This window comes from Mesorhizobium sp. WSM3224 (assembly GCF_000427725.1).
Classification (GTDB): domain Bacteria; phylum Pseudomonadota; class Alphaproteobacteria; order Rhizobiales; family Rhizobiaceae; genus Mesorhizobium.
In genome coordinates this window covers 44,450-68,254 of the sequence record NZ_ATYO01000018.1, presented here as the reverse complement: position 1 = coordinate 68,254, position 23,805 = coordinate 44,450, and the positions used below count along the sequence as shown (strand labels likewise).

At 61.0% G+C, this 23,805-nt stretch carries 23 protein-coding genes and 2 pseudogenes; 6 read left to right on the top strand and 19 right to left on the bottom strand.

Annotated features, from left to right (window positions below):
- Positions 1-24 precede the first annotated feature (24 nt).
- On the bottom strand, positions 25-279 hold the full coding sequence (locus YU3_RS0123810) for a hypothetical protein (RefSeq protein ID WP_027168581.1): 255 nt from the start codon (positions 277-279) through the stop codon (positions 25-27).
- 549 nt (positions 280-828) lie between these two features.
- On the bottom strand, positions 829-1,032 hold the full coding sequence (locus YU3_RS0123805) for a CsbD family protein (RefSeq protein ID WP_027168580.1): 204 nt from the start codon (positions 1,030-1,032) through the stop codon (positions 829-831).
- 226 nt (positions 1,033-1,258) lie between these two features.
- Here YU3_RS0123805 and YU3_RS0123800 point away from each other — a divergent pair, with 226 nt between their 5' ends.
- From YU3_RS0123800 to YU3_RS37340, 5 genes are all read left to right on the top strand, one after another.
- Positions 1,259-2,359, top strand: a complete 1,101-nt coding sequence (locus YU3_RS0123800) for a chemotaxis protein CheB (RefSeq protein WP_027168579.1) — start codon at positions 1,259-1,261, stop codon at positions 2,357-2,359.
- Positions 2,313-5,891 carry a CheR family methyltransferase gene (locus YU3_RS37345; RefSeq protein ID WP_084508259.1) on the top strand — a complete coding sequence of 1,193 codons (3,579 nt, stop codon included), beginning with the start codon at positions 2,313-2,315 and terminating at the stop codon, positions 5,889-5,891. The genes YU3_RS0123800 and YU3_RS37345 overlap by 47 nt, the downstream gene beginning before the upstream one ends.
- 11 nt (positions 5,892-5,902) lie before the next feature.
- Entirely contained in the window at positions 5,903-6,283 is a 381-nt protein-coding gene (locus tag YU3_RS39625; RefSeq protein WP_027168578.1) for a response regulator, read from the top strand.
- Between the two features lie 293 nt (positions 6,284-6,576).
- Positions 6,577-7,863, top strand: a complete 1,287-nt coding sequence (locus YU3_RS0123785; protein WP_027168577.1) for an Nramp family divalent metal transporter — start codon at positions 6,577-6,579, stop codon at positions 7,861-7,863.
- A 123-nt stretch (positions 7,864-7,986) separates the two neighbouring features.
- Entirely contained in the window at positions 7,987-8,571 is a 585-nt protein-coding gene (locus YU3_RS37340; RefSeq protein ID WP_348631185.1) for a sigma-70 family RNA polymerase sigma factor, read from the top strand.
- A 9-nt stretch (positions 8,572-8,580) separates the two neighbouring features.
- Here the strand turns inward: YU3_RS37340 and YU3_RS41350 are convergent, their stop codons facing one another.
- The 12 genes from YU3_RS41350 to YU3_RS0123720 form a co-directional block, all read right to left on the bottom strand.
- A complete protein-coding gene (locus YU3_RS41350; protein WP_198021706.1) occupies positions 8,581-8,757 on the bottom strand; it encodes a hypothetical protein in 177 nt (58 codons plus the stop codon).
- Positions 8,758-8,943: 186 nt separating this feature from the next.
- A complete protein-coding gene (locus tag YU3_RS0123770; RefSeq protein ID WP_027168575.1) occupies positions 8,944-9,162 on the bottom strand; it encodes a hypothetical protein in 219 nt (72 codons plus the stop codon).
- Positions 9,163-9,226: 64 nt separating this feature from the next.
- A complete protein-coding gene (locus YU3_RS0123765; protein WP_245273633.1) occupies positions 9,227-10,084 on the bottom strand; it encodes a methyltransferase domain-containing protein in 858 nt (285 codons plus the stop codon).
- A gap of 50 nt (positions 10,085-10,134) precedes the next feature.
- A complete protein-coding gene (locus YU3_RS0123760) occupies positions 10,135-11,127 on the bottom strand; it encodes a GNAT family N-acetyltransferase (protein ID WP_027168573.1) in 993 nt (330 codons plus the stop codon).
- A complete protein-coding gene (locus tag YU3_RS37335; protein ID WP_036259379.1) occupies positions 11,124-12,188 on the bottom strand; it encodes a glycosyltransferase in 1,065 nt (354 codons plus the stop codon). Before YU3_RS37335 ends, YU3_RS0123760 begins: the two co-directional genes overlap by 4 nt.
- On the bottom strand, positions 12,185-13,030 hold the full coding sequence (locus tag YU3_RS37330; RefSeq protein WP_051334059.1) for a PIG-L family deacetylase: 846 nt from the start codon (positions 13,028-13,030) through the stop codon (positions 12,185-12,187). The genes YU3_RS37335 and YU3_RS37330 overlap by 4 nt, the downstream gene beginning before the upstream one ends.
- 7 nt (positions 13,031-13,037) lie before the next feature.
- On the bottom strand, positions 13,038-13,970 hold the full coding sequence (locus YU3_RS0123745) for a beta-xylosidase (RefSeq protein ID WP_027168572.1): 933 nt from the start codon (positions 13,968-13,970) through the stop codon (positions 13,038-13,040).
- Positions 13,963-14,724 (bottom strand): TIGR04290 family methyltransferase, encoded by a 762-nt coding sequence (locus YU3_RS0123740; protein ID WP_027168571.1) that lies wholly within the window; start codon positions 14,722-14,724, stop codon positions 13,963-13,965. Before YU3_RS0123740 ends, YU3_RS0123745 begins: the two co-directional genes overlap by 8 nt.
- A gap of 2 nt (positions 14,725-14,726) precedes the next feature.
- Positions 14,727-15,530, bottom strand: a complete 804-nt coding sequence (locus tag YU3_RS0123735) for a sugar phosphate nucleotidyltransferase (protein WP_027168570.1) — start codon at positions 15,528-15,530, stop codon at positions 14,727-14,729.
- Positions 15,530-16,630: a glycosyltransferase gene (locus YU3_RS0123730; protein ID WP_027168569.1), complete on the bottom strand. Its 1,101-nt coding sequence runs from the start codon at positions 16,628-16,630 to the stop codon at positions 15,530-15,532. The genes YU3_RS0123735 and YU3_RS0123730 overlap by 1 nt, the downstream gene beginning before the upstream one ends.
- A gap of 13 nt (positions 16,631-16,643) precedes the next feature.
- Positions 16,644-17,240: a histidine phosphatase family protein gene (locus YU3_RS0123725; RefSeq protein ID WP_027168568.1), complete on the bottom strand. Its 597-nt coding sequence runs from the start codon at positions 17,238-17,240 to the stop codon at positions 16,644-16,646.
- The gene (locus YU3_RS0123720) at positions 17,237-18,340 is read right to left on the bottom strand and encodes an inositol-3-phosphate synthase (protein ID WP_027168567.1); all 1,104 of its coding nucleotides are present in this window, start codon (positions 18,338-18,340) and stop codon (positions 17,237-17,239) included. Before YU3_RS0123720 ends, YU3_RS0123725 begins: the two co-directional genes overlap by 4 nt.
- A 278-nt stretch (positions 18,341-18,618) precedes the next feature.
- Here YU3_RS0123720 and YU3_RS39620 point away from each other — a divergent pair.
- Positions 18,619-18,798 (top strand): annotated as a pseudogene (locus YU3_RS39620) (cytochrome c oxidase assembly protein); the annotation flags it as partial.
- 114 nt (positions 18,799-18,912) lie between these two features.
- Here the strand turns inward: YU3_RS39620 and YU3_RS39615 are convergent.
- From YU3_RS39615 to YU3_RS0123685, 5 genes and pseudogenes are all read right to left on the bottom strand, one after another.
- Positions 18,913-19,071, bottom strand: coding sequence for a DUF3309 family protein (locus YU3_RS39615; protein ID WP_036259377.1), 159 nt, complete (start codon positions 19,069-19,071; stop codon positions 18,913-18,915).
- A 424-nt stretch (positions 19,072-19,495) separates the two neighbouring features.
- Positions 19,496-20,449 (bottom strand): annotated as a pseudogene (locus YU3_RS39610) (UDP-glucuronic acid decarboxylase family protein); the annotation flags it as partial.
- Between the two features lie 26 nt (positions 20,450-20,475).
- Positions 20,476-21,585 (bottom strand): glycosyltransferase, encoded by a 1,110-nt coding sequence (locus tag YU3_RS0123695; RefSeq protein WP_027168565.1) that lies wholly within the window; start codon positions 21,583-21,585, stop codon positions 20,476-20,478.
- The gene (locus tag YU3_RS0123690) at positions 21,582-22,676 is read right to left on the bottom strand and encodes a glycosyltransferase (protein WP_027168564.1); all 1,095 of its coding nucleotides are present in this window, start codon (positions 22,674-22,676) and stop codon (positions 21,582-21,584) included. Before YU3_RS0123690 ends, YU3_RS0123695 begins: the two co-directional genes overlap by 4 nt.
- Positions 22,673-23,803, bottom strand: a complete 1,131-nt coding sequence (locus tag YU3_RS0123685) for a glycosyltransferase (RefSeq protein ID WP_027168563.1) — start codon at positions 23,801-23,803, stop codon at positions 22,673-22,675. Before YU3_RS0123685 ends, YU3_RS0123690 begins: the two co-directional genes overlap by 4 nt.
- Positions 23,804-23,805: the final 2 nt, after the last annotated feature.

Here is a 23,805-nt window from a genome sequence, read left to right as displayed (position 1 = left end):
GTCTAACAATACCTGCCCGGTAAGTCATTCCCGAGTCGCCCCAGCAGTTGGCGTCGCCTCATTGTCGGTCTGGTAGTTCTCCCATCGCTCTTCGATTTCGTAGGAAAGCCAGCGGCAGAACATGCCGATGATCGACGTGGCGGCGCCGCCGAGCAGGCAGGCAATCAGCAACGGACTTTTCGATGCGCTATCCCAGCTGACGATCGCCAGCAGGAATACGCTTGCCGCGGAGATCGAATATCCGACGCCCTTGAGCAGATGAAGCGACGATCTGGTCATGCTGATCCGCCTTCAAGATGGGAACAATTAGCTGTGATTGAAGTGCCATCTCCGTAGTATCTCTCCACATGGCGGCGGCCGGCGGCTCCTTCCTGGTGGGCCTGCAATCACAAAGCGCGGGCCGAGATCTCGGCATTGGCGCTCACCGCGTCATGCTTACCCAGATGGCAGAATCGCGGCCATGCAGGCCAAGCTTAACGAGATCGAGTGTTAGCGCTCCCGTTCGCTGGAATCTTTTGCCCCGGTGTCTCACTTGCCTGCCGCATGATTGCTAGCGCTTCCTCTGGCGTGAGACCGCATTTGCGGGCAAAATAAACCGCCTCGGTGGCCTCCGAGCGAGTGGCTGTCGCTATGGCGGACAATGCCGGTTTCGATTTCTTCTTGGTCATCGGTTCACCGTGGCAGACTCATTTCGTCAGTTGATAGCTCGCGGCTCCAAATTTCGGACTTTGAAGCGACGGGGCGCAACGCTCGTGTGGCGTTCATCCGCCGACGCGAGCCGGAGAAGGGTTGCTCGAGCGACACAACCCTTCTCCATTAACTGTCGGCCTACCAGCCTTGGCGGCGAGCCCACTCATCAACGTCGGCGCGAACACGATCCTTCTCGATGCCGTAACGTTCCTGGATCTTGCCTTCGAGCTGGTCGCGCTTGCCGGCGATGCGGTCGAGGTCATCGTCGGTGAGCTTACCCCACTGTTCCTTGACCTTGCCTTTGACCTGCTTCCAATTTCCTTCGACGCGGTTCCAATCCATGGTCCAAAATCTCCTTAGGTTGCATGGAGTAACAACGGCGGCGATGTTCCAGGGTTCCTGCCGAAAGGGTTTGTCGCGAGTAGGCGATTGCTTTTTACAAACATATTGCGCCTCGCTAACACCAGCTGCATTTTGCAGTTGCAAATCGACGACGCCGCCACCTCATGGAACCTTAGTCCCCTTAGGCGACTTATGATCGAGGGCGGGGCGCGCCCATACGGATTTCATGGTCGACACTCGAAACCGCATTTCACCTGCTCGCGCGAACCGGACAAGCTCGCCGCGAGAACAGGCGCGCAACCGCTTCATAATCGTGATCGGCGCGTCGGCGGGCGGGATCGAACCGCTGAAGAAGATCGTGAGCGATCTGCCCGCCGAGCTGCCGGCAGCCGTGTTCATCGTGCTCCATGTCGGCCAGATCAGTTATCTGCCCGCAATCCTCGACCGCGTGGCCACGCTCAAAACGTCGGTCGCCGAGAACGGCGCGTTTTTCAGGACCGGCAATATCTATGTGGCGCCACCCGGCTTCCATCTTCTCCTGCATGGCGACCACATGATGCTGCGGCGCGGACCGCGCGAAAACCTCGCCCGGCCAGCGATAGATCCGCTGTTCCGCTCGGCGGCGCTCAGCTACGGCGCGCGTGTCATCGGCGTCCTGCTTTCTGGTGCACTTTCCGACGGCACCGCCGGCTTGAGAGCTGTCAAGGCGGTGGGCGGGATCGCGGCCGTGCAGCATCCGAAAGACGCGGTGGTGCCATCCATGGTGGAAAGCGCGCTGCAATACGTCGAGATCGACTATTGCGTACCGGCGACCAAGCTCGGTAGCCTGCTGGCGAAACTGGCGGCCGAGCCGGCTGGCGAAACCTTGCCCGCCCCGCCAATAGTCAGACTGGAGGCGGCCATCGCTGCGCAGGAGCATTCGACCATGAAAGAAGCGGATCGACTTGGCGAATTGTCGGTGTTTACATGCCCAGAATGCAACGGGCCGCTGTGGGAGCTAAAAGACGGTGACATGCTGCGCTACCGGTGTCATACCGGACACGCTTTTACTGCCGAGGCGGTATTGGAAGCGCAGGCGATCGAGGCGGACGAGATTCTATGGAGTCTGCTGCGGTCACATCAGCAACGGGCGGAATTTGCCCGGCGCATGGCCGAGCGGGAAAGAACGCGGCATCGCTCACAGCTCGCGAGAGAGCTTGGCCAGCGGGCGGAGGAATACGATGCGGATGCCGCTCTCGTCGAGCGCATCCTCGAAAGCAGGCGGGTTCGCGTAACGGGCAATGGAACAGTCGACCAGGAAAGCAACGGCAAGAAACCCGAAGGCTAGGCCGCGTGGGGGTGCCAAAGAGCCGGCGTCCTTCCCTATCATAGGCATCGGCGCATCGGCGGGCGGCATCGGAGCGCTGCAGCAATTCTTTCCCGAAGTGCCGGCCGACAGCGGTTTTGCCTATGTGGTGATCCAGCATCTCGACGCCGAGCATGAAAGCGCGCTTGCCAGCATCATCCAGCGCTCCACCACGATTGAAACGCAAACCGCGGCAGAGGGTGCGGAGATCCAGCCGAATAATATCTACGTCATCCCCCCGGGCGTCTCGGTGACGATCGAGGACCAGCACTTTCACCTCGCCAAGATGCCTGCCGCGCGTGTCAAGCGCACGCCGATCGATGATTTCTTCACGTCGCTGGCGCGGGAGCAGGCTGAGTATGCGGCCGGCATTATCCTTTCGGGGACCGGCAGCGATGGTACGATGGGACTGCGGGCAATCAAGGAGCGTGGCGGACTGACACTGGCGCAGGAAAGCGCCGAATATGACGGTATGATGCGAAGCGCCGTCCAGGGTGGCCTTGTCGACATGGTGCTTCCCGCAGGGCAAATGGCGGGAAAGCTGGTCAGTTATTTCAGCCGCTCCAACCGGACCGAAAGCGAGCGCGATCGCCGCAAGCGCGACTTGGCGGAACAGCTTTCGCGGATCGTGACGCTGCTTCGGGTACGCACCGGCCACGATTTCAGCGGCTACAAGGATAACACCATCATGCGGCGCATCCAGCGCCGCATGCACGTGCTGCAGATCGACGATCCCGCCACTTTCTATGAGCACTTGCGCGACGATCCGCAGCAGATCGACCTGCTGTTCCAGGATCTGCTCATCGGCGTGACTAGTTTTTTCCGCGACACACGGGCCTTCGAAGCGCTCGAACGTTTCGTCATTCCAAAGCTTTTCAAGGACCGCAAACCGGACGAGACGATCCGGGTCTGGGTGCCGGCCTGCTCCACTGGCGAAGAAGTCTATTCGATCGCGATGCTGCTGAAGGAAAACGCGCGCGGCGCCGCTTCGCCCAGCCTGCAGATATTCGCCACCGACGTTGACGAGCGCGCTTTGGAAATAGCGCGCGCCGGGCGCTATCCCGCGGCGATCGCAAGCTATGTCACGCCGAAGCGCCTCAAGGAGTTCTTCTCGCGCGAGGACGGTACTTATCGTGTCGGCGCCGATTTGCGGGAGATCTGCTTATTTTCAGCACACAATCTTCTACGCGACCCGCCGTTTTCCCGGCTCGACCTGATCGCCTGTCGCAACTTGCTGATTTATCTGGGTCCTGAACTGCAGGAGAAGATCTTGCCGGTCTTCCACTACGCTCTGCGCAGCAACGGCTATCTGTTTCTCGGATCGTCCGAGAACGTCACGCGTCACGGGCGCCTGTTCTCGACCGTGGACAAGACCAGCCGCATCTTTCAAAAGCGCGGCGAGGTGGCGGCGCAGCGGCTGCCGGAATTCCCGCTCGCCGCGGCGGCTAGGCAGCCGGCCTCGCATGCACGTCTGCGCGCCACGACTTCAACCCTGCAGGAGTCCGCGGAACGGCTGATCCTCCAGCGCTATTCGCCCGCGCATGTGGTGGTCAACGCCGCCGGCGAACTCATGCACAGTTCCGGAGGTACAGGCAAATATCTTGAGCTCGCCGCCGGCGCACCCGACCACAACGTCTTCTCCATGGCCAGACGGGGCCTGCGCATGGACTTGCGGGCAGCGCTTCACAAGGCCGTCAGCTCCGGACAGGTGGCGATCCAGAGCAACATTGCGGTAGGCACCAATGGCGGACGCCAGGCGATCAGCCTCGTCGTTCAGCCGCTGCTATCCGCCGGCTCGGCCGATCCGCTCTACATGATCGTGTTCCGCGATATCGGCGGCATCAAACCGGAGGCCGAGGACGAGCCAGCCCACGCAGCCGACGACGTCGAAAGCGCCAATGTCAGCCAGCTCGAAAAGGAGCTGAGGGAAACCAGGGAACGGCTGCAGATCACGACGGAGGAACTCGAATCCTCCAACGAGGAGTTGAAATCCTCCAACGAGGAGCTGTCATCCATCAACGAGGAACTGCAGTCCTCCAACGAGGAACTGGAGACCTCAAAGGAGGAATTGCAGTCGATCAACGAGGAATTGCAGACAGTCAATGCTGAGCTCAGTATCCGTGTCGACGAACTCAGCCGCGCCAACAACGATATGGCGAACTTGCTCGAGAGCACCCAGATCGCGACCGTCTTCCTCGACCGCGACCTCTGCATCAAGAGCTTCACGCCGACGGCGCGCGACCTGTTCAGGCTGGTCGAAAGCGACGTCGGGCGGCCGCTCGCGCATGTGCGCCCGCGCTTTCTGGCCGACGGATTGCAAGGGGACTTGGAGCAGGTCCTGCTGCGGCTTGGAACGATCGAGCGGCAGATCAAGGGCGTCGACAACGACCGGCGCTACATCATGCGCGTACTGCCGTACCGTACGGTCGAGAACGTCATCGCCGGTCTGGTCGTCACCTTCGTCGACGTCACCCAGATCGTGAAAGCCGAGGAAAAGATCGGCGCGCTCTCGCAAGATCTGCGCAACCGCATCGAGAGCCTAGCAACGCTGCTGGACCTGGTGCCGGTGGGCATTCTGATCGCCGAGGACGGCAACGTCGAGGCGATCCGTGCCAATCGCCGGGCGGTTGAACTTGCCGCCCGGAGCGGCGCTGACGGCAAGCTGACGTCGGTGCCGGCTGTGCTGCCGTTGACGGTTAATGGCGTTGTAGTGGACGCGGGTGACCAGCCCCTGCAAAAAGCGATGCGGACGGGCAAAGCCATTCCCGGATATGAGGCGCGGATCGCGCGGGCTGATGGTGCACGCTTCGACGTGATGATTTCGGCAAATCCGCTATTTGACGAATCCGGCAAGGTCCGCGGCGCGATTGCAGCCCTGGTCGACATATCTAACCACAAGGAGGCGGAGCGCAGCCAGGAGAGGCTGTTGCATGAGTTGCAGCATCGCGTGAAGAATATCCTCGCCACGGTCACCGCGCTGGCCTCGCGCATGACCCGCTCATCGGTCTCGATAGGCGAGTTCTCGACGTCATTTCACGAGCGATTGCATGCGATGGCCCGCACGCACGAGGTCCTGTCATCTTACAATTGGGGCGATGCCGACCTCGAGCAACTGCTCAGGGCGACGCTGGCTCCCTATGGTAGCACGGAACGCCAGGCCGTAGTCGTCAAGGGGCGGCCGCTCCACCTCAATTCGGCCACGGCGGCGACGCTCGGCATGGTTTTTTTCGAACTAGCCAGCAACGCCGCCAAATATGGCGCGCTTTCCGTCGACACCGGCCGCATCGAAGTGTCTTGGGACATCGTGAAGCCGGGTTTCTTGTCGATCAGCTGGAAGGAGATCGGCGGCCCGATTGTGGAAGAACCATCCCGCAGGAATTTCGGAACAACTTTCATCCAGCAGAGTTTGGAGTACGAGCTGGGGGGAACTGTAGGATTGAGGTTCAAGCCCTCCGGCGTGGAATGCCTGCTTGAAATTCCATGGTCCCGAACCGAGGGGTCGATCGATCCCTAGCTCGGAAACGAATGAATAAGAGCGCTCCATTATCCGGCCTGCGGGTCCTCGTCGTCGAGGATGCATTCCTGGTTGCGCTCGATCTGGCCGACGAATTGAAGGCAGCCGGATGCGACGTCGTCGGTCCTGCGCCTTCTGTCGAACAAGCACTTCAGCAGATCGACGGCGTTGAACTGGACGGTGCGGTGCTCGACGTCAACCTGCATGGCGAACGGAGTTTCCCGCTTGCCGAGCATCTCGTCACCCTGGGTGTGCCTTTTGTCTTTCTCACCGGCTATGACAGCACCACGGTCTTTCCCGATCGGTTCCAGGATTCGCCGAGACTGTCGAAGCCTTTCGAGATCAGGGTGCTGATCGAAGCGGTCGCGCGTTTCGACAAAGGTAAGCATTGAGGCCACGCGGCGCTCTCGCTTGCCCAATAGACCCCCCAAGCACCTGCCGCGCCTTTCGCATCCGCCAAGGCGGCGCAACCCAGGTGCGTAGCAACAAGCAACGAAACAGAGTTCGATGGCCGTTTCAGCCCAACAACGCGGCGGAACGGGCGATCCAAAAGCGCGAAAAATTCCACATGGATACGGGGCCCTGCGGCGGAACAAAACGCTTGATGAGGCAGTTCGACCCGGGACCAAAGGCGGCACCACTCATATTCGGCCGATCCTTTCCCGGTGGGCGTCGAGCGCAAGTGATGACCGAGCAAGCCAACAAGGAGGCGAACGGACGAACGCGGAAAGGCTTAGGGAGAGCCGTTGGCCTGGCCCTGATCGCGGGTGCGGCCGACGACGATTGCTCGGCAATCGGTACCTATGCCAGCGCGGGAGCAAGGTTCGGACCGGATCTGCTTTGGACCGCCCCAGTGACACTGCCGATGATGTACGCTGTCGTGTACCTCTCATCGAAGCTCGGCCAGGTGTCCGGGCGCGGACTGTTCCAGGTTATCGCGGATTTCTATCCGCGATGGCTGCTATGGCCGGTCCTGGTTGGAGCCCTGGCTGGCAACGTGATCGAGGCTGCCGCGAATCTGGGCGCCATGTCGGCGGCGATCAACCTGTTCGTGCCGTTGCCCATCCCGGTGATCGTCGCTTTCATCGCAGCGTTTATGTTTGCTCTTCAAGTTTTTGGTTCTTACGGCCTCCTCAGGAATCTGTTCCGTCTGCTGGCGTTGGCGCTCCTCGCCTATGTCGTCTCGGCTGTCCTCGCCAGACCAGAACCGATGTCGGTGATAAGTGGCACCTTGCTGCCGAGGGTGCATTTCAGCCAAGAGTATTTGTTGATGCTCGTTGCGATCATCGGAACAACGCTTTCGGCATATCTCTATACTTGGCAATCCAACCAGGAAGTGGAAGAGGAAATCGCCAAGGGAAGAACTACTCTTGAGAAACGCAAAGGAGCGACCGATGGAGAGCTGCGCCGGTCGCGCCATGACATTCTGATCGGCCTGACGTTTTCCAACCTGATCATGTATTTCATCATTCTTTCGACGGGTTCGACGCTTCACAAGGCCGGCCAAACCCAGATCGAAACGGCAGCCCAGGCGGCTGAAGCGCTGCGACCGCTTGCTGGCGATGCAGCCGGCATATTTTTCGCCGCTGGTGTGATCGGTGTCGGCTTTCTGGCCGTTCCTGTCATGACGACAGGCGCTGCCTTTGATCTCGCGCAGGCAATGGGCTGGAACCATGGCATGAACGCGAAGCCTCAGAAAGCGCCAGCCTTCTACCTGGCGACGGCGGCATTCACGTTGATCGCAGTCGGCCTAAATTTTCTTGGCTTCAATCCAATGCATGCGCTGGTCTGGGCGGGCGTTATGCAAGGCTTTTCCACTCCCCCGCTGCTGCTGTTGATCCTATTGATGACGAACGATCGCAGGATTATGGGCGACAGGGTCAATAGCCGGAGCACAAACATCCTAGGAGGCGTCACGACGGCAGCAATCTTTGCGGCCTCGGCTGTGCTGGTGGCGAGCTGGTTCCTCTAGCCCGAACGGCGGGATCAGTTTGGCAAACGGATATCCAAGGATGTTCGTTTCCAACAGGAACGATCGTCATCGTCACGCATTCTTTCTAATCATTGCTATCAACGCGCTGCCGGGGTTCGAACCGTGTTACCAAAAGGCCATGCGACGCCTGACTGCGTGCCGGGCGAAATCAACGTTATCGATCTCATCCCTGCCTTGCGTGCTTTTGCCCGCACTTTTTGCCGGGTACCCGATGATGCCGATGACCTCGTGCAGGAGACTTTGATGAAGGGGCTTGCCAATTTGGACAAATTCGAGCCAGGAACGCGCTTGAAGTCTTGGCTTTTCACCATCATGCGCAACACGCACTATACGCGGGTGAAGGCTGCAGCCAGAGAAGCACCTGGATTGCTCGACTGCGTCTCCAGCAGACCGATTTCGGAAGCCTCCCAAGAGTGGTCCATTCAAAGCAAGGAAGTTTACCAAGCCATCCAGAAGCTTCCGTCACATCAGCGCGAAGTGCTGATGCTGATCGGTGTGCTAGGCGTCAGCTACGAAGAAACCGCTGAGATATGCAATTGCGCGGTAGGAACCATCAAAAGCCGTCTCAACCGCGCGCGCGCCAGCGTCCTGGAGTCCCTTGATGAAAGATCATCACAAGCGCTGATCGAAAGACATGAGCATGTCTCGCAAGACCACTGGGACAGAGCCGCTGACAGACCTCGATGAGAGCACGCGTCAGCTTTCCATTTCACGGCGACGCTTCTGGATTAGCGCATTCTGCAACTCGATCGCGAGCTTGGTCAGGCGATCCGGGACATTCTCCTGCTCGATCGCCGTCAACAGCGATGCAATCTCTTTGTCTATGCTCAGGATTGCGTTACTGGCGGTATCGCTTTGGCTCGGGCGAGACATGGCATTCTCTTAGCAATTAAGGTCCCTTCGAAAATTCACTGAGACCATAGCCGGCCAGAGTTTGCAAGGCGCTCCAGCCGATCAGATTTGGCTCGGCACTGGATTGTGCCCAGAGCAAAGCCCTCTGCTTGACCCCATAACTGGTCCGTTTGCGCCACTGCAAGTCCGCTGAGAGCCGCCGCAAGCTCAGTCTTCGGGGAGCCGGTTTCCCGCGTGGTCCTGATACTGATCGGACTTAATCCGATTGCCGTCCAGGCCGCGTTGTTGTGTATGCTGCTTCTTATCCCGGTTCGACAAGACGTCGTTTTCTCCGACCATGTCTTTCGGAACCTCCGTCTTGGCCCCGGTCCCGGAACCTTTGCCCTGACTGCCGCGGCCCATGTGTTTATTACCGCCGGATGCCATCTGCTTCTCCTGGTCTGCCAGCTTTTGCGCAAGTGGTCTCGGCGCCCGAACTTCGGGCCGCCTGTTATGTTCCGCCGGTACGGCGAATAAGAAAGACGGTGCCATCCCAGCGACGGAAAGGCGTCGCGCCATCGATCACGATGTCCATGGAGCATGCATTGGCGAAGTTGCGGATGTCGGCAGAATCGGCGGCAGGCGACATCCGGTATGAATAGTTGAGAATTGCCGCCATCCCTCCAGGTCGCAATAGGCGCGCGATTTCGCTGAAGTGTCGCTCGGCGACGCCGGCGATCACCAGGTAGGGGAAAATGTCAACTGCCAATACGCCGTCAAAGCGCTCGTCGGCGACTTCGCCAAGATCGAGGCCGGAGGTCTGACGGAACTCGACGTTGCCGAGGCCGGCGCACCTTCGACGCGTCGCGGCGATCATCCCGTAGGAAATATCGATGCCGACAATGCGTTTGGCTCTAGCGGAGAGCGCGCATTCGAAACGGCCGATGCCACAGCCGATGTCGAGTATTGTCTTGTCCTCGCCTGTAAACCCTTGTCGCTCAAGCCAAGAGGCGATCTCGGCAGTTGTAGCCGAGAGCTTTTCCTCATCACCGAGCGACGAAAGTTGGACGCTGGCAGCCGGTGAGATGACGACGGCCTGGTCAAAGCCACTGGCCAGCCGGCGGACCGTCATCTCGGCCGTTTCGCTATCCTGACGGTCATGACATATGGAAGCTGCCGTCGCCCGGAGACTGTCAAAGGCGCCCGTGTTGGCCGAAAGAAGCGCGGCCACGTCCTCGAGCCAGCCTCTGCAATGGTAGGCCTTTGTCCGCATCTCCAGCGCGACGTCCGCCAATTTCGCAGCATTGATTTCCGCCGTAAGGACGGCCAATCTGGCTACCGCAACTTCGGCGGACAGGTCGTCTGCCATGCAATTCTCGAGAATGCGGCTGGCGGCCATCCTCTGCTGTTCTGCCGCGATCACAGCGCTGCGCTCCGGGTCCAGAGCCTTTGCGCGGTCCACCGGTCCACTGCCCCCCAGCTATACTTATAGCTCTCCCGGCCGCGTAGAAAATCGAACTCCCGTGCCCCTTCGCGAGCGGCTTCGGCAATAGCGTTGCCGATCAGGATCGCGCCGGGGCTTTCCTGCGCATAGGCCGAGTCGAAACCACCGAGATAGGCATAGGCGCGACCATGATGATGGAAGCCATAATACGCGCCGACGATAGCGTCACCGATTCCGATCAACCAGCATCGCGCCAGACCGTTCGCGGCAAGGCGAGGCAGGGCCTTCCGATGGAATCCCAGAGCGATGTCCGTCAGTACGCCTCCGCCCTGTTCGGCCCAACGTGCTTTGTGCAGGCGCACCAGGTGGCCGAGAAACATCTCTGGTGCGGCTTCCGCCCGCGTAATCGTTACCCGGCCTCTCCGTTGCGCGGCTCTCAGAGCGCGACGAAGCTGGCGTCTTCGCCGCGCGGGAACCGAGCCTGTAAGCGTCTCGTCGCCGGCCACGGCAAGCACCGGACAGGCGGCATGCCCGGCAGATAGGCTCTCGTCAATGTCGGGCAGTACAAGATCCAGGGATGTGGCTTTAAGCGGAAGGTCCGGCAGAATCCATTGCGCCCATTCGAGCGAAAGCACTGTTTCGGCAATCGCGGTACCGACGGCTTTCTTGAGTTCGGGTACGCAAAGAACATCGAGATAGTCGCTCAGCGATATCCCGATTGGAAGCAGGCGCGAACCATATGCATGCCGCTCAAGGTAGAGCGGTGCCAGTCCTACAAGATCATTTCCGTTCCACACGGCGATCGCCGAAAGATCGCCCGGCGCGAATGTCCGCCACCATGGCAAGAGCCAGGCGGGCGACTGGAAAGGCGTGGCAGAGCTGCACTGCGCCCAGAGCGCCCACCAATGCTGCTCGAGATCATCGAACGCACCCGGGTTTCGTATGACATCGGCGCGCAAGCAGTTCATTGCGCGGCCTTCGAGCCTGAGCGGCAAGCGCCGAGCTCTGCCAATGCCCGATAGGCATCCATGTAGGCCACAATCATGCCGTCGAGCGAGAAGCGATGTCGCGCCTCGCCCAGGCATGTTTCGCTGTCGAGATCGGCCGAGGCGTTTATGGCGCTCGCCATCTCGTCAATGTCGGTGACGAGAAATCCGGTCTTGCCATGTTCGACGACATTGGGCAGGGCGCCATTCGGGAAGGCCACGACGGGCGTGCCGCACGCAAGAGCTTCCATGGCAACCAACGAACTTGTTTCCGCCGCAAGGCTCGGAATGACCAGGCAGCGGGCGGCATTCAGAAGCCTGCGCTTGGCGGAAAACCCGAGCGGTCCCAGGAAGCGCCGCCGTCTGTCGAGGCGAGGCGCCACCTCATCGGCGAAATACTGGACATGTGTCTGGTAGGGATAGATCTGACCGCCAATCGCAAGCGGCACGGCGGCACGCTTGGCGGCCTCGATCGCAAGGTGGACGCCCTTCTCCGGGCAAATTCGGCTCAGCACGAGCGCAAAATTGCGCCGCGATCGCATTTCGTTCAGCGCATCAATGTCAACGCCGTTTGGGATCGGCGCGATGAGTCTCGATCCGGGCGGCGCGGTTTTTTGCTGCGCCTCCGAAACCGCATGCAGCCACAGGTCGTCACGGGCCGGTCTCAGTACGTCGGGTGTGTACCAGGCGAGCGGCAGGTGCAGGCTCACAAGTGTCGGGCCGTCGCCAGGGAGATAGGCGTCGAAATCGATGCCGTGCAGGTGAACGACGTCGATCGGCCAACGCGCCCGAGCCGCAGCGATTGCCGCGCGATGCGCGCGTTGGGCGCGGCTCTTTGCCGCCTCATCGAGCACGCCTTTTTCCGCGGGTGTCTCGACCAGTGTCCCGGCCGCGCTGGAGCCCCGGCAGGCGACCACGATGGAATGATGGCCTTGCCGCACCAGCGCGCGATCCAGCATTGACAGCACCTGTTCGGCGCCGCCGACCGCATCGGGGCCGACGGGCGCAAGCGGGTAGGCGACGTTGAGCACGGTAAGCGTCATGGCTGATCGAGCCGAAGCTCCTCATGCGCGAGAGCCGCGGCGCTCAACCAGGTCGGGGGCTCGAACCCCAAAGGCAGCAATCGATAATAGAGCCTCCCGTTATTGGGCAGCGTGCGGAAATCGTAGGCCGGCGCCAAACGGAATCGCTCGGTCGACCCGAAGAACGGTGCAAGCGTCCGCAACTGCGTCGTGTAGCTGGCCAGCATGGCTTGCTTGAGCCGAAAGGCCGATTCGGTCAGGCGGACGTCGACACGGTCCGTCCCAAGATCATCGGCGAAATCCTGGAAGATGGGGCCCTTCGGCCCTGCGGCATAAAACGCCATCTCGATGATGGTGGGCGCCGGACACTGGTCACGACGCAGCAATTGACAGGCGGCATGGACCGCGAAGGCAGTGGCGTCGTGGTCGGGATGCCCCCCTTCGAAGGGGTGCGTGCAGACGAAGCGGATCTCGGCGGCAGCGAAGAGGCAGGCCAACTCTTGGGCGAGCGGGACGAGATGCATGACCGCTTCCGTATCAGGATAGTCAAGGCTGGTCAGGATCCCGCACGACAGGCCCGCCGTCGACAGCGCGTCCTCTAATTCACCGCGACGGGCATGGGCGTAGTCTTGCCAGCTATCAAAACCATGGACTTTTGCGTCGGCAAGGTTGCGGGGTGCTCCGTCGGTGAGATGCACGATGCGGCACTCAGACAGCCCAGCGAGATGTCCGCCGATGCCGATCGTCTCGTCGTCCGGGTGCGCCACGACAATCATAATGCCGGCACCTGGATGGATGTCATCGCCGGTTAGCCGTGTGGCGAATTCTGCCAGCACGTCAGGCGACTGATCGATTGAGGACATGGCGATCTCATGCGGCCGAGACCCGCCGCATCGGCATCGCGTCGCTGCGCACGCCAGGTGCGTAGCGGCGCATCATGCTGGCGCAAAATTCAGCGAATTCTTCGGGCACTTGTGGCGGGCTTGTATGGTGAGGCTGCATGCCTCGGTGTTCGGGCGTGAAGCAAAAAGTGACGGTGACGTCGAAATCTGCCAGGGCTTCCATCTGGCGGTCGAACCAATCGAGGGCGTTCGGTCTGAAACTGTCGGCCCAGGAAAGACCCGTGCGCAGATTTGTGACGCCCAACCGCTTCATCCAGGCGACGGCGTCGTCCAGCCGGTGGTCCTCGAAATGGAACCACTGGACCAATCCCATCTGCGGAGTGTGGCGCAGGAACTCCTCTAAGGCCGGCTTGGGCGTGCCATCCTCGCGCAGCAGGCCCATGTAGAAATGACGGTAATAGGAGGAGCCTTCCACCTCGCGATGCCGCGTGGTCGCTCCCCAGGCGTGCGGCAAATCGTAGAGGCTGTACCATTGGACGCGGGGTGCCCGGCCAAGCAGCAGCTCCGCCGTTCGTCGCAGACCCCAGACCTGGACCTCCTCGGCGCCGAAGCTCGACACGCCGGCTTCGCTGATCCAGATCGGCAGATCGGTGATTTCCGCAATCTCGGCGAGCTTTTGCGGCCATTCATGCATTTGCCAAAGATTCCAGTCGAGCGGGAAGCCATGCACCGCAACGGCGTCGACACGATCGAGCACGCCGTATCCCTTCATCAATGACATGAAGCCGGCGTCGATCGGCGAAATGCCACCGAGCACCCGGGTGATCGCCGGGTTTTCGAGACTGATCGCTTCGGCAGCCAGGATGGTCATGTTCGCGAAGCGGCTCCAGTCCGGATCGAGTTCGGGGTCCCAATGCGACTTGTTGTTGGGCTCGTTCCAGATCATCGCAGCTTCAATCATCGTTTCTTCCTTTCGCAGGGTAGACCGCACCTCCGCCAGCTGGCTCACCGGATGCACGGCAGAAATAGACCTCGTCTTCCGGGTGGAGCAGGATCTCGAAACCGGAACTGCGCAGCATGGCTTCGATACAGCTGCGATTCGGAATCCACCAGTTGGTCGGATCGTCCGCATAGCGGTGTTCGATGAAGTGCAGTTTCGGAAACTCAGGTCGATTGAACAGATCGTGGGTCCAGAAATGGTAGTTCTGTTCCAGCGCGGGGACCTCGCTGCTGCCGCGTTGCATCGACTGGAAGATTACCAGATCCCGTGCGACGTGCTGGCGGATCAGGTCGAGCGCCAGCAACGGGTGGCGCAGGTGATAGAGCACGCCCATGAAGAGCACGATGTCGAAAGTCTCGCCGAGGGCGCCGACGTCATAGACCGACAGCTCGCGAAATTCGATGTCGCAGCCGGCGATTTCGGCGGCGAAACGCGCCTGAGTCAGATAAGCTACGTCGAAATCTATGCCGAGCACGCGATCGGCGCCCCGCTTCTTCATTTCGATGGAATAGAAGCCGGCGTTGCAGCCGATGTCGAGCACCGACTTGCCTGAAAGATCGGCCGGGATCGCGTCGGCGAACTTCTGCCATTTGACCAAAGGATAGTTGCCGAGGAAATGGTCGGGAGCAGTCTGAACGCCCGCCAATTCCATGTTGTGGAACCACGGCCCCAGCGCATCTATTCGACGGCGAATTTCCGCGTCGGAATGCAGCATCGTCAGCCTCCTTCGCCTGGCAGGTATGGTACCTGGGAGCTGCTCGGCCGCATGAACATCGGCGTGCTTTCGTCTTCCGACGTTTCGTTGTTTTCGAGCAGCCGCAGTGCCGTGCGGTAGCCGTTGAACGTGCCGACATCGACATAGGCCAGGCCCGCCTTGACACCCCAGGCTTCACCTCCGGCGGCCAGGTAGGCGTTGACCAGCGTGCCGAAATATTCATCGCAGCCATCCCGCTCGCGCCAGAGCCCCGCGAGCCGATGAAAGATGCGGCCTGGCATCTTGAATGCTCCCCAGACCCAATCCGTGGCCGCGTCCCGCTGCTTGACCTGGATCTGCTCGACGCGGCCATCCTGATCGACGACCACAGCGTCGAAAAGTTCCGGCCGGTCCACAGGAAACAGCAGGAATGACAGACGGTCGTCCGGAAGATGGCAGAAGCCGTCCTCGGGAAACCAGATCGTATCCGGCAGACCGATCAGCACCGTTTCTTCCGGCACGACGAGAGGCGCGGCGCGGAAGATCGCGTCACAAAGGCCGACCGGGGAAGGCTGGGCCACGAAGATGGCGGCGGCGCTGCCATAGCCGGCGGCATAATATTCGAGGATGTCCGACTTGCCCGACCCGATGATGAAGCAGATCCTGTCGACGCCATTGCGCACCATTCGGCGCACCAGATATTCGCTGACCGCGCAGGGGCGCTCGGTTTGCCCATCCATCCGGCTGCCCACTGGCAGCAACTCCTTGGAAAAGCCCAGCGGTTGAATGCGGCTGCCGCGCCCTGCGGCAGGCACGATGCCCAACATCAGACGGCTTCCTTCATCTGTTCGCTGGCTGGCGCCCGGGCCGCCTCGTTCAGGATCCGATCCAGTTCCGCGGCGCGGCGAGCTGATGTGTGTTCGTCGAGCACGCGTTCGCGGGCTGTACGGCCCAGCGCTCCGATCTCGCCGTCCGATAAACCCAGGGCTGCGACCACGTCTTCCGTGGAATGCGCAAGTAGGATCTCCTTGCCAGGTTCGAAGAAGGTTTCCAGGCCTGGCCAGTCATCTGAAATGATCGCGGCGCCGCAGGCTGCCGCTTCGAACAATCGGCCCGAGGGGCACCAGCCCTTACGGGCCATCGCCTCGCGGGTGACATTCAAGGTCAGGCGTGACGAGCAGAAGAAGGCCGAATGATCGGCGGGCGGCAGATGCCTGACGAAGAAGATGTTGTCACTCCATGGAAAATCCTGCGGGTATTGTGCGCCGCCGATGACAAAGCGGCGCTCGGGCATCCGGACCGCCGGCGCGACAAGCAATTTCTCGACGCCGGTTTGCCGATCGTCGGCATAGGTGCCGAGATAGGACAGATCGCCGGCAAATTCGGCCCGAGGCTGCGACGGCCGATGGTGGCCGGGATCCACATGGCCGTAGAGCGGCATGACGAGACGCGCGCCCAGCATGGTCTTAAGCGCATCAAGCGCCGGGCCGCCGGTATAGCTCAGCACCAGGTCGAAGTCGCGAAGTCCTTCCGGACCGAAATAGGCTGGCTGATCGCCCTGTTCGATGCGTGCCAGCGTCACCGCGGTATCCAAATCATAGAACACTTTCAGCCCGGCACAGCTTTCTCGCGCGAGGCGTGAGGCTTGAATTGCATCTGGGCAGTAGGAGGTCACAATGACAGCGTCAGCTTCCCGGACGGCGACCGCTGCGGCCTGGGCGATATCGTCCCAACCGGCATAGAGCACCACGTCGCCGCCATCGAGATGGTCGAGGTCCCTTGCACCGGCGTAATAGGGCATGTCGCGCTCGAAGAAGCTGATACGCCAGCCGAGTGGCGCCAGCGCTCGTATCAGCCCGCGCCAGAGCGTGGCATGTCCGTTTCCCCAGGAGGAAGTGACAGTGAGGCCGAAGATGACCATGCGCATCGGGCAGCTCCCGTCAGGCGACTTCGTTCAGGCGAATGAGCTTGGAGCCCCAGTCGCCATGAACGATGGTGGTGATCGAGGCGGGCTCAATGTCGAAACGGAAACATTCGCCGAGCTGAAGGCCGAGGACCTTGCACACCGCAGCCTTGATGACGTCCGCGTGGCTGATAAGCGCGACATGTCGATTTGGCTTCTGTTGGCGCAACGCATCCATCAGCCCGATAATCCGCTCCTGCGTGTCCTGCATGGTCTCGCCGCCCGGCGTGCGGGCGCTCTGTCGCTGGTCATTCCACATTCGCCAGGCGGCATCGCCATTCAGCTCTTCGAATGTCTTGCCGGACCATGCACCGAAATCGATTTCGTCCAATTCCTGGCGGATCGAAATATGCTTCACGCCGCATGACATGGCGATGGGTTTCGCGGTCTCCAACGTGCGCTTGCGTGGACTGCTCAAGATCGCGGCAAGCGGCTCCCTCGCCAGGCGTTGGGCCAGATGCTGCGCCTGTGAGCGGCCCGCGGTCCCGAGGTCGATGTCCTTCAGGCGGCCGGCCAGGCAGTGGCCGACGTCGTCATGCGCCGCATGCCGGACGAGGAAAAAGGTCGTGGTCATTCCGCGGCGTCGAGCATCGGCTCGTCCCTGCCGGCAATGAAAGCGAGCGTCCGCAGGCGAGCTTCAGCGTCCGTGAACTGTTCCGGCGGCGACTTCATGAAGTAACTGCAAGGCCCAGTGAGCGCCCCCGCAATGCCGCGATCGAGGGCGAGCCTGGCGCAGCGCACGGCGTCGATCACCACGCCGGCGGAGTTGGGCGAGTCCCAGACTTCCAGCTTGAGCTCGGCATTCAGTGGCACGCCGCCAAAAGTCGTGCCTTCGACGCGGATATAGGCCCATTTTCGATCGGTCAGCCAAGGCACATGATCGCTTGGTCCGACATGGATGTTGCCAGGTTCAAGCGGAACGTCAATCTGGCTGGTGACCGATTGCGTCTTGGAGATCTTTTTCGATTCCAGCCGCTCCCGCTCCAGCATGTTTAGGAAATCCGTGTTGCCGCCGAAGTTGAGTTGGTAGGTGCGGTCGATACGCACGCCACGTTCCCGGAAAAGATTGGCGAGCAGCCGGTGAACAATGGTCGCGCCCACCTGGCTCTTGATGTCGTCGCCGACAAGGGGCAGGCCTCGCTCTTCAAAACGTCGCCGCCATTCTGGCCGCGACGCAATGAAGACCGGTATGCAATTGACGAACGCGCATCCGGCTTCCAGGGCGCGTTCGGCATAGAAGTGGGTGGCCGCTTCGGAGCCGACCGGCAAATAGGATACCAGCACCTGGGCTCCGCTTTCCCGTAGGGCTGCGGTCACGTCGGCGACCGGCTCGTCCGCTTCCTCGATCTCGTCGCGCAGATATTTGCCGATGCCGTCGAGCGTCGGCCCGCGTTCCACGCGCACGCCAATCGGGGTCACGTCGGCAAATCGAAAGGTGTTGTTCGGAGCGCTGTAAATTGCTTCAGCCACGTCGCGCCCCACCTTGGCCTTGGCGACGTCGAAAGCGCAAACGACGTCGATGTCGTCGACATGATAGCCGCCGAGATCGGCATGCATCAGCCCCGGAATGGGCTCGTTGCTTTTTGCCTGGCGATAGTAGGTTAGGCCTTGCACGAGGGAGGACGCGCAATTGCCGACGCCGACGATGCCGATGCGAACCTTTTTCGATGTCACGAAACTGCCGCCTCTGCTGTTGAAGGAACCGTCCACGTCGCCGAACTGGGACAGAGCAGGAATGTTCCTTGAAAGCCGGAAAAATTGCGAAGTCCAACAGGAGGATCGGCATGATTGCTTCGCAGACGGCCAGCACATGGAACCGATCGCAACACGCTATGGCCGATATCTCGATCTTCTGTGTCTGAGAACTTGCAATGAGTCTTTCGATCGAAGAGCGTCGCGAGGTCCGTGACTCCGATCTGGGCGACGAGGAACTGCGCGCAAGGTGCGACATGGCAGCGCCGCCATGGGGCCTGACAGCGATTGAAGACCAGCAACTCGGCGGCCTGATCATGTGGGTGGGCGCCAGCACGTTTTATTAGGCGGCCGCGTTGATCCTTGCTGCGCTTTGGATCGGGAGCGGATCTTCCGCGAAGAAAAAACTTGGTGGCAGCGTGAGTTCCGTTCGGGATTGACACCTGCAGGATGACTGTCGACCTCTGCTGTCGAACCGGCTTGCACGATCGGCGCGACCGGATGTCATTTCACCGTGTCTGCGGACGGAATGGCTCATCCCTTCCAGTCTGGCCTCAAACCCGGCCCATGAGCGCCAAGATAATCAGGATGACAAGAATGACGCCGACAATGCCCGATGGCCCATAGCCCCAGCCCGACGAATATGGCCAGGCCGGTATCGCGCCGATTAGCAGCAGGATCAGAATTACGATCAGGATAGTGCCGAGGCTCATATCTGTTCCTCTTCAAGTGATGCTAGGACCTGCCATTGGGCTGCCTCATCTGAGGCTCAAGGCTCAGTCCAGCCTGCGCAACATGTCAGCTTCCTGCTCGAGGATGCTGGCGACCTCTTCGCGTTGGAGATGCGTCATCATCAGGCTGACGCAACATTCGAGATACGTGATGGACGATCGTCGCAGGAAGTCGGCGGTTTGCGCGGCCGCCATCTGCTCGATGTCCTTGGCTGATCGCTTCGACTGCACGACTGCGTTCTCCGTGCCGGGGGTTGTCGGACCCAACCAGAATCTCTGTCGGATGTTCCCCTTCGGCGTAAAGAACGCGGGTTGCATCCGGATTATCGCGGGCGCCAGGTGCAAATCCATTTGCACCTGACCCGTTTGTCGCAGCAACCGGCTCTGTTGCGCCGTTGCCAAGGTCGGAGAAATAAACGACCGTCTGCAGCAGACCTTGCCTGAGAGGCACTTTGGGCGACCAGCCAAGAAGGGATCGCGCACGAGCTATGTCGGGGCGCCGCCGGCGAGGGTCGTCTTCCGGCAAAGGTAGGAATTTCACGGGCGATCTGGTGCCCGTCAGTTCCCTCACCAGGCCTGCCAGATCGAGGATGGTGAATTCTCCGGGGTTGCCAAGGTTGATCGGCTGGCGCGGATTGGGCTCGATGTCCATGAGCCGCAACAGTCCTTCGACCAGATCGGTGACGTAGCAGAAGGATCGGGTCTGTCGGCCATCGCCGAATATCGTCAGCGGCCGCTTTTCCAGTGCTTGCATGACCAGGTTTGAGACGATTCGCCCGTCGGCGGGATCCATCCTGGGGCCGTAAGTGTTAAAGATGCGCGCGACCCGGACATCGGCCATATCGGCTCGCAGATAGTCGAAGCAAAGCGTCTCTGCGGTGCGCTTGCCTTCGTCGTAGCAGGCACGCGGGCCGGTGCAGTTCACATGGCCGAGATAGTCTTCTCGCTGTGGATGTTGTTCGGGATCGCCATAGATTTCGCTCGTCGATGCCTGCAGGAATCGTGCACCGTCGCGAACGGCAAGCTCGAGCAGATTGAGCGTTCCGATTACGCAGGTGCGCGTCGTGTGGACGGGATCGGCTTGGTAGCGGGGCGGCGATGCCGCGCATGCCAAGTTGAAAATACGATCGACCGGCTCGCCGAGCTCAAGCGGATTACAGATATCCTGCTCGATCAGCCGAAACCGCGATTGGCCGATGAGCGACGTGACGTTTTCTATTCGGCCGGTGAGAAAGTTGTCGACACAGATCACGCGATAGTCATTGCGAAACAGGGCTTCGCATAGGTGCGAACCGAGGAAACCAGCGCCGCCGGCGACAAGCACCGTCCGTGTCCGTTGGGCCTTTCTTGAACGCCGCATCTGTGTGTTCTCCTGTAGTCTGCCTGTCATGCCGCACTCTCAACGCCCAGGTCGAGCACCGGACGTATCTGTCTTGACTGCGTCAGTGCGGACGTGAATTCACGAGCCCGAGCGGTTCCGGTGTGTCTTGCCAGGACCAGTGAATGAGCCTGTCTGGCCATACGGAGTCGTGCCCTGTCGGACTTTGCCAGAAGGATTTCCGTCACATCATCGGCGCTGCCGGCCGTCTGGATCGCCGAAGTCGGAAAGAAACTGTCGAGGCCGGGCCAGCGGTCGCTGATGATCGGCGTGCCGCACGCTGCGGCCTCAAATAGCCGCACGCTGGGCGACCATCCGGCCGCGATCATCGAGGTGCGTGTCACATTAAGCGTATAGCGCTGCCGGCTGTAGAAACCGGCATGCTCGGCAGGCGGCAGGTGCTCGATCCGCGTGACATTGTCGGGCCAGGCGATATCGTGAGGATATTGCGATCCCGCCACGACGAAGCGCCGATCCGGGAGTCGACGCGCAGGCTCAAGCAGAAGTGCTTCCAGGGTCTGCTGGCGGTCCGGGCTGTAGGTGCCGAGATAGCCCAGATCCCATTCGATCGCATTTCCGCTTCGGTGGTGCCACTCGGGGTCGACGGAGCAGTAGAGCGGCTCCGCCCGGCGTGCCCCGAATTCGAACTTCAGGCGTTCGAGAGTCGGCCCGCCGGTGAAGGAGAAATAGACGTCGAAATAGGGAATCTGCCGGCGGGCCAGATAATCGCAATCGTCTTCGGCAACCCTTGCGAGCGTCACCGGCGTGTCGATGTCATAAAAGCAGAACTGTCCGGTGCACAATGACGCGAGCGCATCGATGATCGCTCTGCCCTCGGGTACGAAGGAACCGACCACCACAACATCGGCCCGCTGAAGCACTCGCTTGTGCTTGCGGCACAGTTCGTCGACCGTGCCGTAATAGCGCAAGCGGCAGAAATCGGGATCGCGCAGGTCGCGGTGACGCGCGTACCAGGGCACGTCGCGCTCGAGGAATGTGACGCGATGGCCGAGCGTGTTGAGCGCTCGCAACAGCCCCCGAAAGGTGGTTGCGTGGCCGTTGCCCCAGGAAGAGGACAACGAAAGACCAAGAAAAACGATATCGAGCGGCTTCGTCATTCCGCGGCCTCCACCATCCGGCGCTCAAAATCCGCCTTGAAGATGGCGTCAACCAATTCAGCTCTCAGCGTGTAGGTATGTTCGGCAAGAACGCGCCGAAGCGCTGCCGCGCCGATTGCCTTCGCCCGTCGTGGCCTGAGCGTGCGCGTGATCTCGGCGACGTCGGCGCCGTCCCGCGCGACCAGAATTTCTTCCCCGGGCTTCAGGAACATCTCTATGCCGGCCCATGCGTCCGTGATGAGGCACGCACCAGCGCCAGCCGCCTCAAAGACCCGTGTGGCGGGCGAAAATCCGTTGCTGGCCATGCTGTCGCGGCTGATGTTCAGCACCGCTTTTGGCGTGACGTTGAAAGCATTGTGATCTCGGGTGCCGACATGGCCAAGCCAGAAGACATTCGCCGGCAGTTGCTTGTCACCCCAGCCGGATCCGCCGAGCAGGAAGGTTTGGCCGGCCAAGGCACGTGCGGGCTCGAGGAAGAACGACTCGGCCCGTGCCTCGCGGTCCGGCAAGCGATTGCCGAGAAAAGCGAGATCGCAGCCAAAACGCGGATTTTCTGCGACGGGATGGTGCGTTTCGGGATCGAGCGCGTTGTAGATCGGCACGCATTCGGCCGCGCCAAATGCTCTGTAGTCCCAGACGACCGGGTCGCCGCCGCCATAGGTGAGCACTAGCCCGATTCTTTTCAGCGCGTCGTGGAGAGGATGGTCGGGATCGTTCCGTAGTTCGCCCAGTGTCGCGGGCGCGTCGACGTCCCAGAACACCGTCAGCGCGTCACTGCGGGCGTGGTCGAGCACCGCGCGCAACAACGCTTCGTCTTCATAGCCGACGCCGCTTGCCTTGACGACGATGTCGGCCTGCGCGGCACGGGACGCGACCTCTATCAGCCCATCCGGCGTTGCCTCGTAGACGACGACGTTGCACCAGTCGGGAGGCTCGATATCACGGTGTTTCTGCCGGTCGAAGGCGTCCGGCTCATAGAAAACGATATCATAACCGCGTCGGGAAAGGGCCTTCAGCAGGCCCCGATAATAGGTGGCGGCGCCATTCCAGTAGGACGACAGCAGACTGGATCCATAAAACGCGATTTTCATGCGGCGACCTCCTTTGTTAATGCGCCCTCGAATGCGCGTTGATTGCCGCATGCGATGAGTATCTCGAACAACTCATCCGCGCGACGCCGGCATGTGTGGCGCGCTAGAATGGTTTCCAGCCCGGCTGCTGCCAGCGCCTTTGCGAGCTCGGCATCATGCAGCACATCGCGCAGGTGCTGCCGCATCTCGGCGCCGTCGCGGGCGAACAGGAAATCCTTGCCGGGACGGAACAGTCCTTCAACGTCTGACCAGGGCGCCGAGACAAGAGGGATGCCGCAGGCCAATGCCTCGAACATACGGATCGTGGGAATGCCGGGCAGGTGTTCTCGGTAAGGCCGGCGCGGGATGTGTACTGTGACACGATGCTGCGCGAACGATTTTGGGACGTCGGCATTGGCGATCCAGCCCTCGTAGCGCAAGCCGGCATCGGCGAGTGCGGCCAGTGCTCCCATTGGATAGCGTACGCCGTGAACGGTTCCCGACAGGCCGAGCTCGCGTGCCGGATCGACCAGGAACTGCTGGATTTCGGCACTGCGTTCTTCATCGCCCCAATTGCCGATCCAGACCAGCTCCGATACAGGCTCGATTTCGGGGTGCGGCCTGAACAAACGATCGTCCGCTGCCTCATGCCAAGTGAAGGCCCTTTTGCCCCAACCGGCCCGAAGATAGCTCTCCCGCAATGCCTCGCCAAAAACCAACACGCCGTCGAAATGCTCCAGGTGGAGCGCCGAAATCGACTGCGTCGACGATACTGCGCGGTGGTGTGTGTCGTGGAACAGAAGCGTGAAATTGCCACTATTGAGCTTGGCCCGCCCAACGCGGGCGACGAGGTCTGGATCCGTCCATTCATGGACAATCACCACATCCGCGTCGGCAACCCATGCCTCATGATCGAAAGAAGCGTCATAGGTCACTGGAACGAGCTCGGGGAAATCCTTCCGGAAACGTTCGACGGCGAAGGGACCTTGCTCGCGCAGTAGGTTCGAACGGCTCCACCCGTCAGCGGGCTCGAGCGCGAACACGTGATGCCCGCGCGCGACGAGCGCGCGCATGATCCCGCGCTGGAAATGCGCATTGCCATGGTTCCAGTCGGAAACGACGGAATGGGTATAGAATACGAAATGCATGG

What these genes read in the sequence shown, in the direction of transcription:
- YU3_RS37330 (WP_051334059.1), bottom strand. Translation starts at nt 13,030, where the DNA reads ATGTCCTCAATCGATCAGTCGCCTGACGTGCTGGCAGAATTCGCCACA.
- YU3_RS0123800 (WP_027168579.1), top strand. Translation starts at nt 1,259, where the DNA reads ATGGTCGACACTCGAAACCGCATTTCACCTGCTCGCGCGAACCGGACA.
- YU3_RS0123785 (WP_027168577.1), top strand. Translation starts at nt 6,577, where the DNA reads ATGACCGAGCAAGCCAACAAGGAGGCGAACGGACGAACGCGGAAAGGC.
- YU3_RS0123810 (WP_027168581.1), bottom strand. Translation starts at nt 279, where the DNA reads ATGACCAGATCGTCGCTTCATCTGCTCAAGGGCGTCGGATATTCGATC.
- YU3_RS0123695 (WP_027168565.1), bottom strand. Translation starts at nt 21,585, where the DNA reads ATGACGAAGCCGCTCGATATCGTTTTTCTTGGTCTTTCGTTGTCCTCT.
- YU3_RS0123740 (WP_027168571.1), bottom strand. Translation starts at nt 14,724, where the DNA reads ATGCTGCATTCCGACGCGGAAATTCGCCGTCGAATAGATGCGCTGGGG.
- YU3_RS0123805 (WP_027168580.1), bottom strand. Translation starts at nt 1,032, where the DNA reads ATGGATTGGAACCGCGTCGAAGGAAATTGGAAGCAGGTCAAAGGCAAG.
- YU3_RS37335 (WP_036259379.1), bottom strand. Translation starts at nt 12,188, where the DNA reads ATGACGCTTACCGTGCTCAACGTCGCCTACCCGCTTGCGCCCGTCGGC.
- YU3_RS0123685 (WP_027168563.1), bottom strand. Translation starts at nt 23,803, where the DNA reads ATGCATTTCGTATTCTATACCCATTCCGTCGTTTCCGACTGGAACCAT.
- YU3_RS0123690 (WP_027168564.1), bottom strand. Translation starts at nt 22,676, where the DNA reads ATGAAAATCGCGTTTTATGGATCCAGTCTGCTGTCGTCCTACTGGAAT.
- YU3_RS41350 (WP_198021706.1), bottom strand. Translation starts at nt 8,757, where the DNA reads ATGTCTCGCCCGAGCCAAAGCGATACCGCCAGTAACGCAATCCTGAGC.
- YU3_RS0123745 (WP_027168572.1), bottom strand. Translation starts at nt 13,970, where the DNA reads ATGATTGAAGCTGCGATGATCTGGAACGAGCCCAACAACAAGTCGCAT.
- YU3_RS39615 (WP_036259377.1), bottom strand. Translation starts at nt 19,071, where the DNA reads ATGAGCCTCGGCACTATCCTGATCGTAATTCTGATCCTGCTGCTAATC.
- YU3_RS37345 (WP_084508259.1), top strand. Translation starts at nt 2,313, where the DNA reads ATGGAACAGTCGACCAGGAAAGCAACGGCAAGAAACCCGAAGGCTAGG.
- YU3_RS0123760 (WP_027168573.1), bottom strand. Translation starts at nt 11,127, where the DNA reads ATGAACTGCTTGCGCGCCGATGTCATACGAAACCCGGGTGCGTTCGAT.
- YU3_RS0123770 (WP_027168575.1), bottom strand. Translation starts at nt 9,162, where the DNA reads ATGGCATCCGGCGGTAATAAACACATGGGCCGCGGCAGTCAGGGCAAA.
- YU3_RS0123765 (WP_245273633.1), bottom strand. Translation starts at nt 10,084, where the DNA reads ATGGCAGACGACCTGTCCGCCGAAGTTGCGGTAGCCAGATTGGCCGTC.
- YU3_RS0123735 (WP_027168570.1), bottom strand. Translation starts at nt 15,530, where the DNA reads ATGTTGGGCATCGTGCCTGCCGCAGGGCGCGGCAGCCGCATTCAACCG.
- YU3_RS0123730 (WP_027168569.1), bottom strand. Translation starts at nt 16,630, where the DNA reads ATGCGCATGGTCATCTTCGGCCTCACTGTCACTTCCTCCTGGGGAAAC.
- YU3_RS0123725 (WP_027168568.1), bottom strand. Translation starts at nt 17,240, where the DNA reads ATGACCACGACCTTTTTCCTCGTCCGGCATGCGGCGCATGACGACGTC.
- YU3_RS39625 (WP_027168578.1), top strand. Translation starts at nt 5,903, where the DNA reads ATGAATAAGAGCGCTCCATTATCCGGCCTGCGGGTCCTCGTCGTCGAG.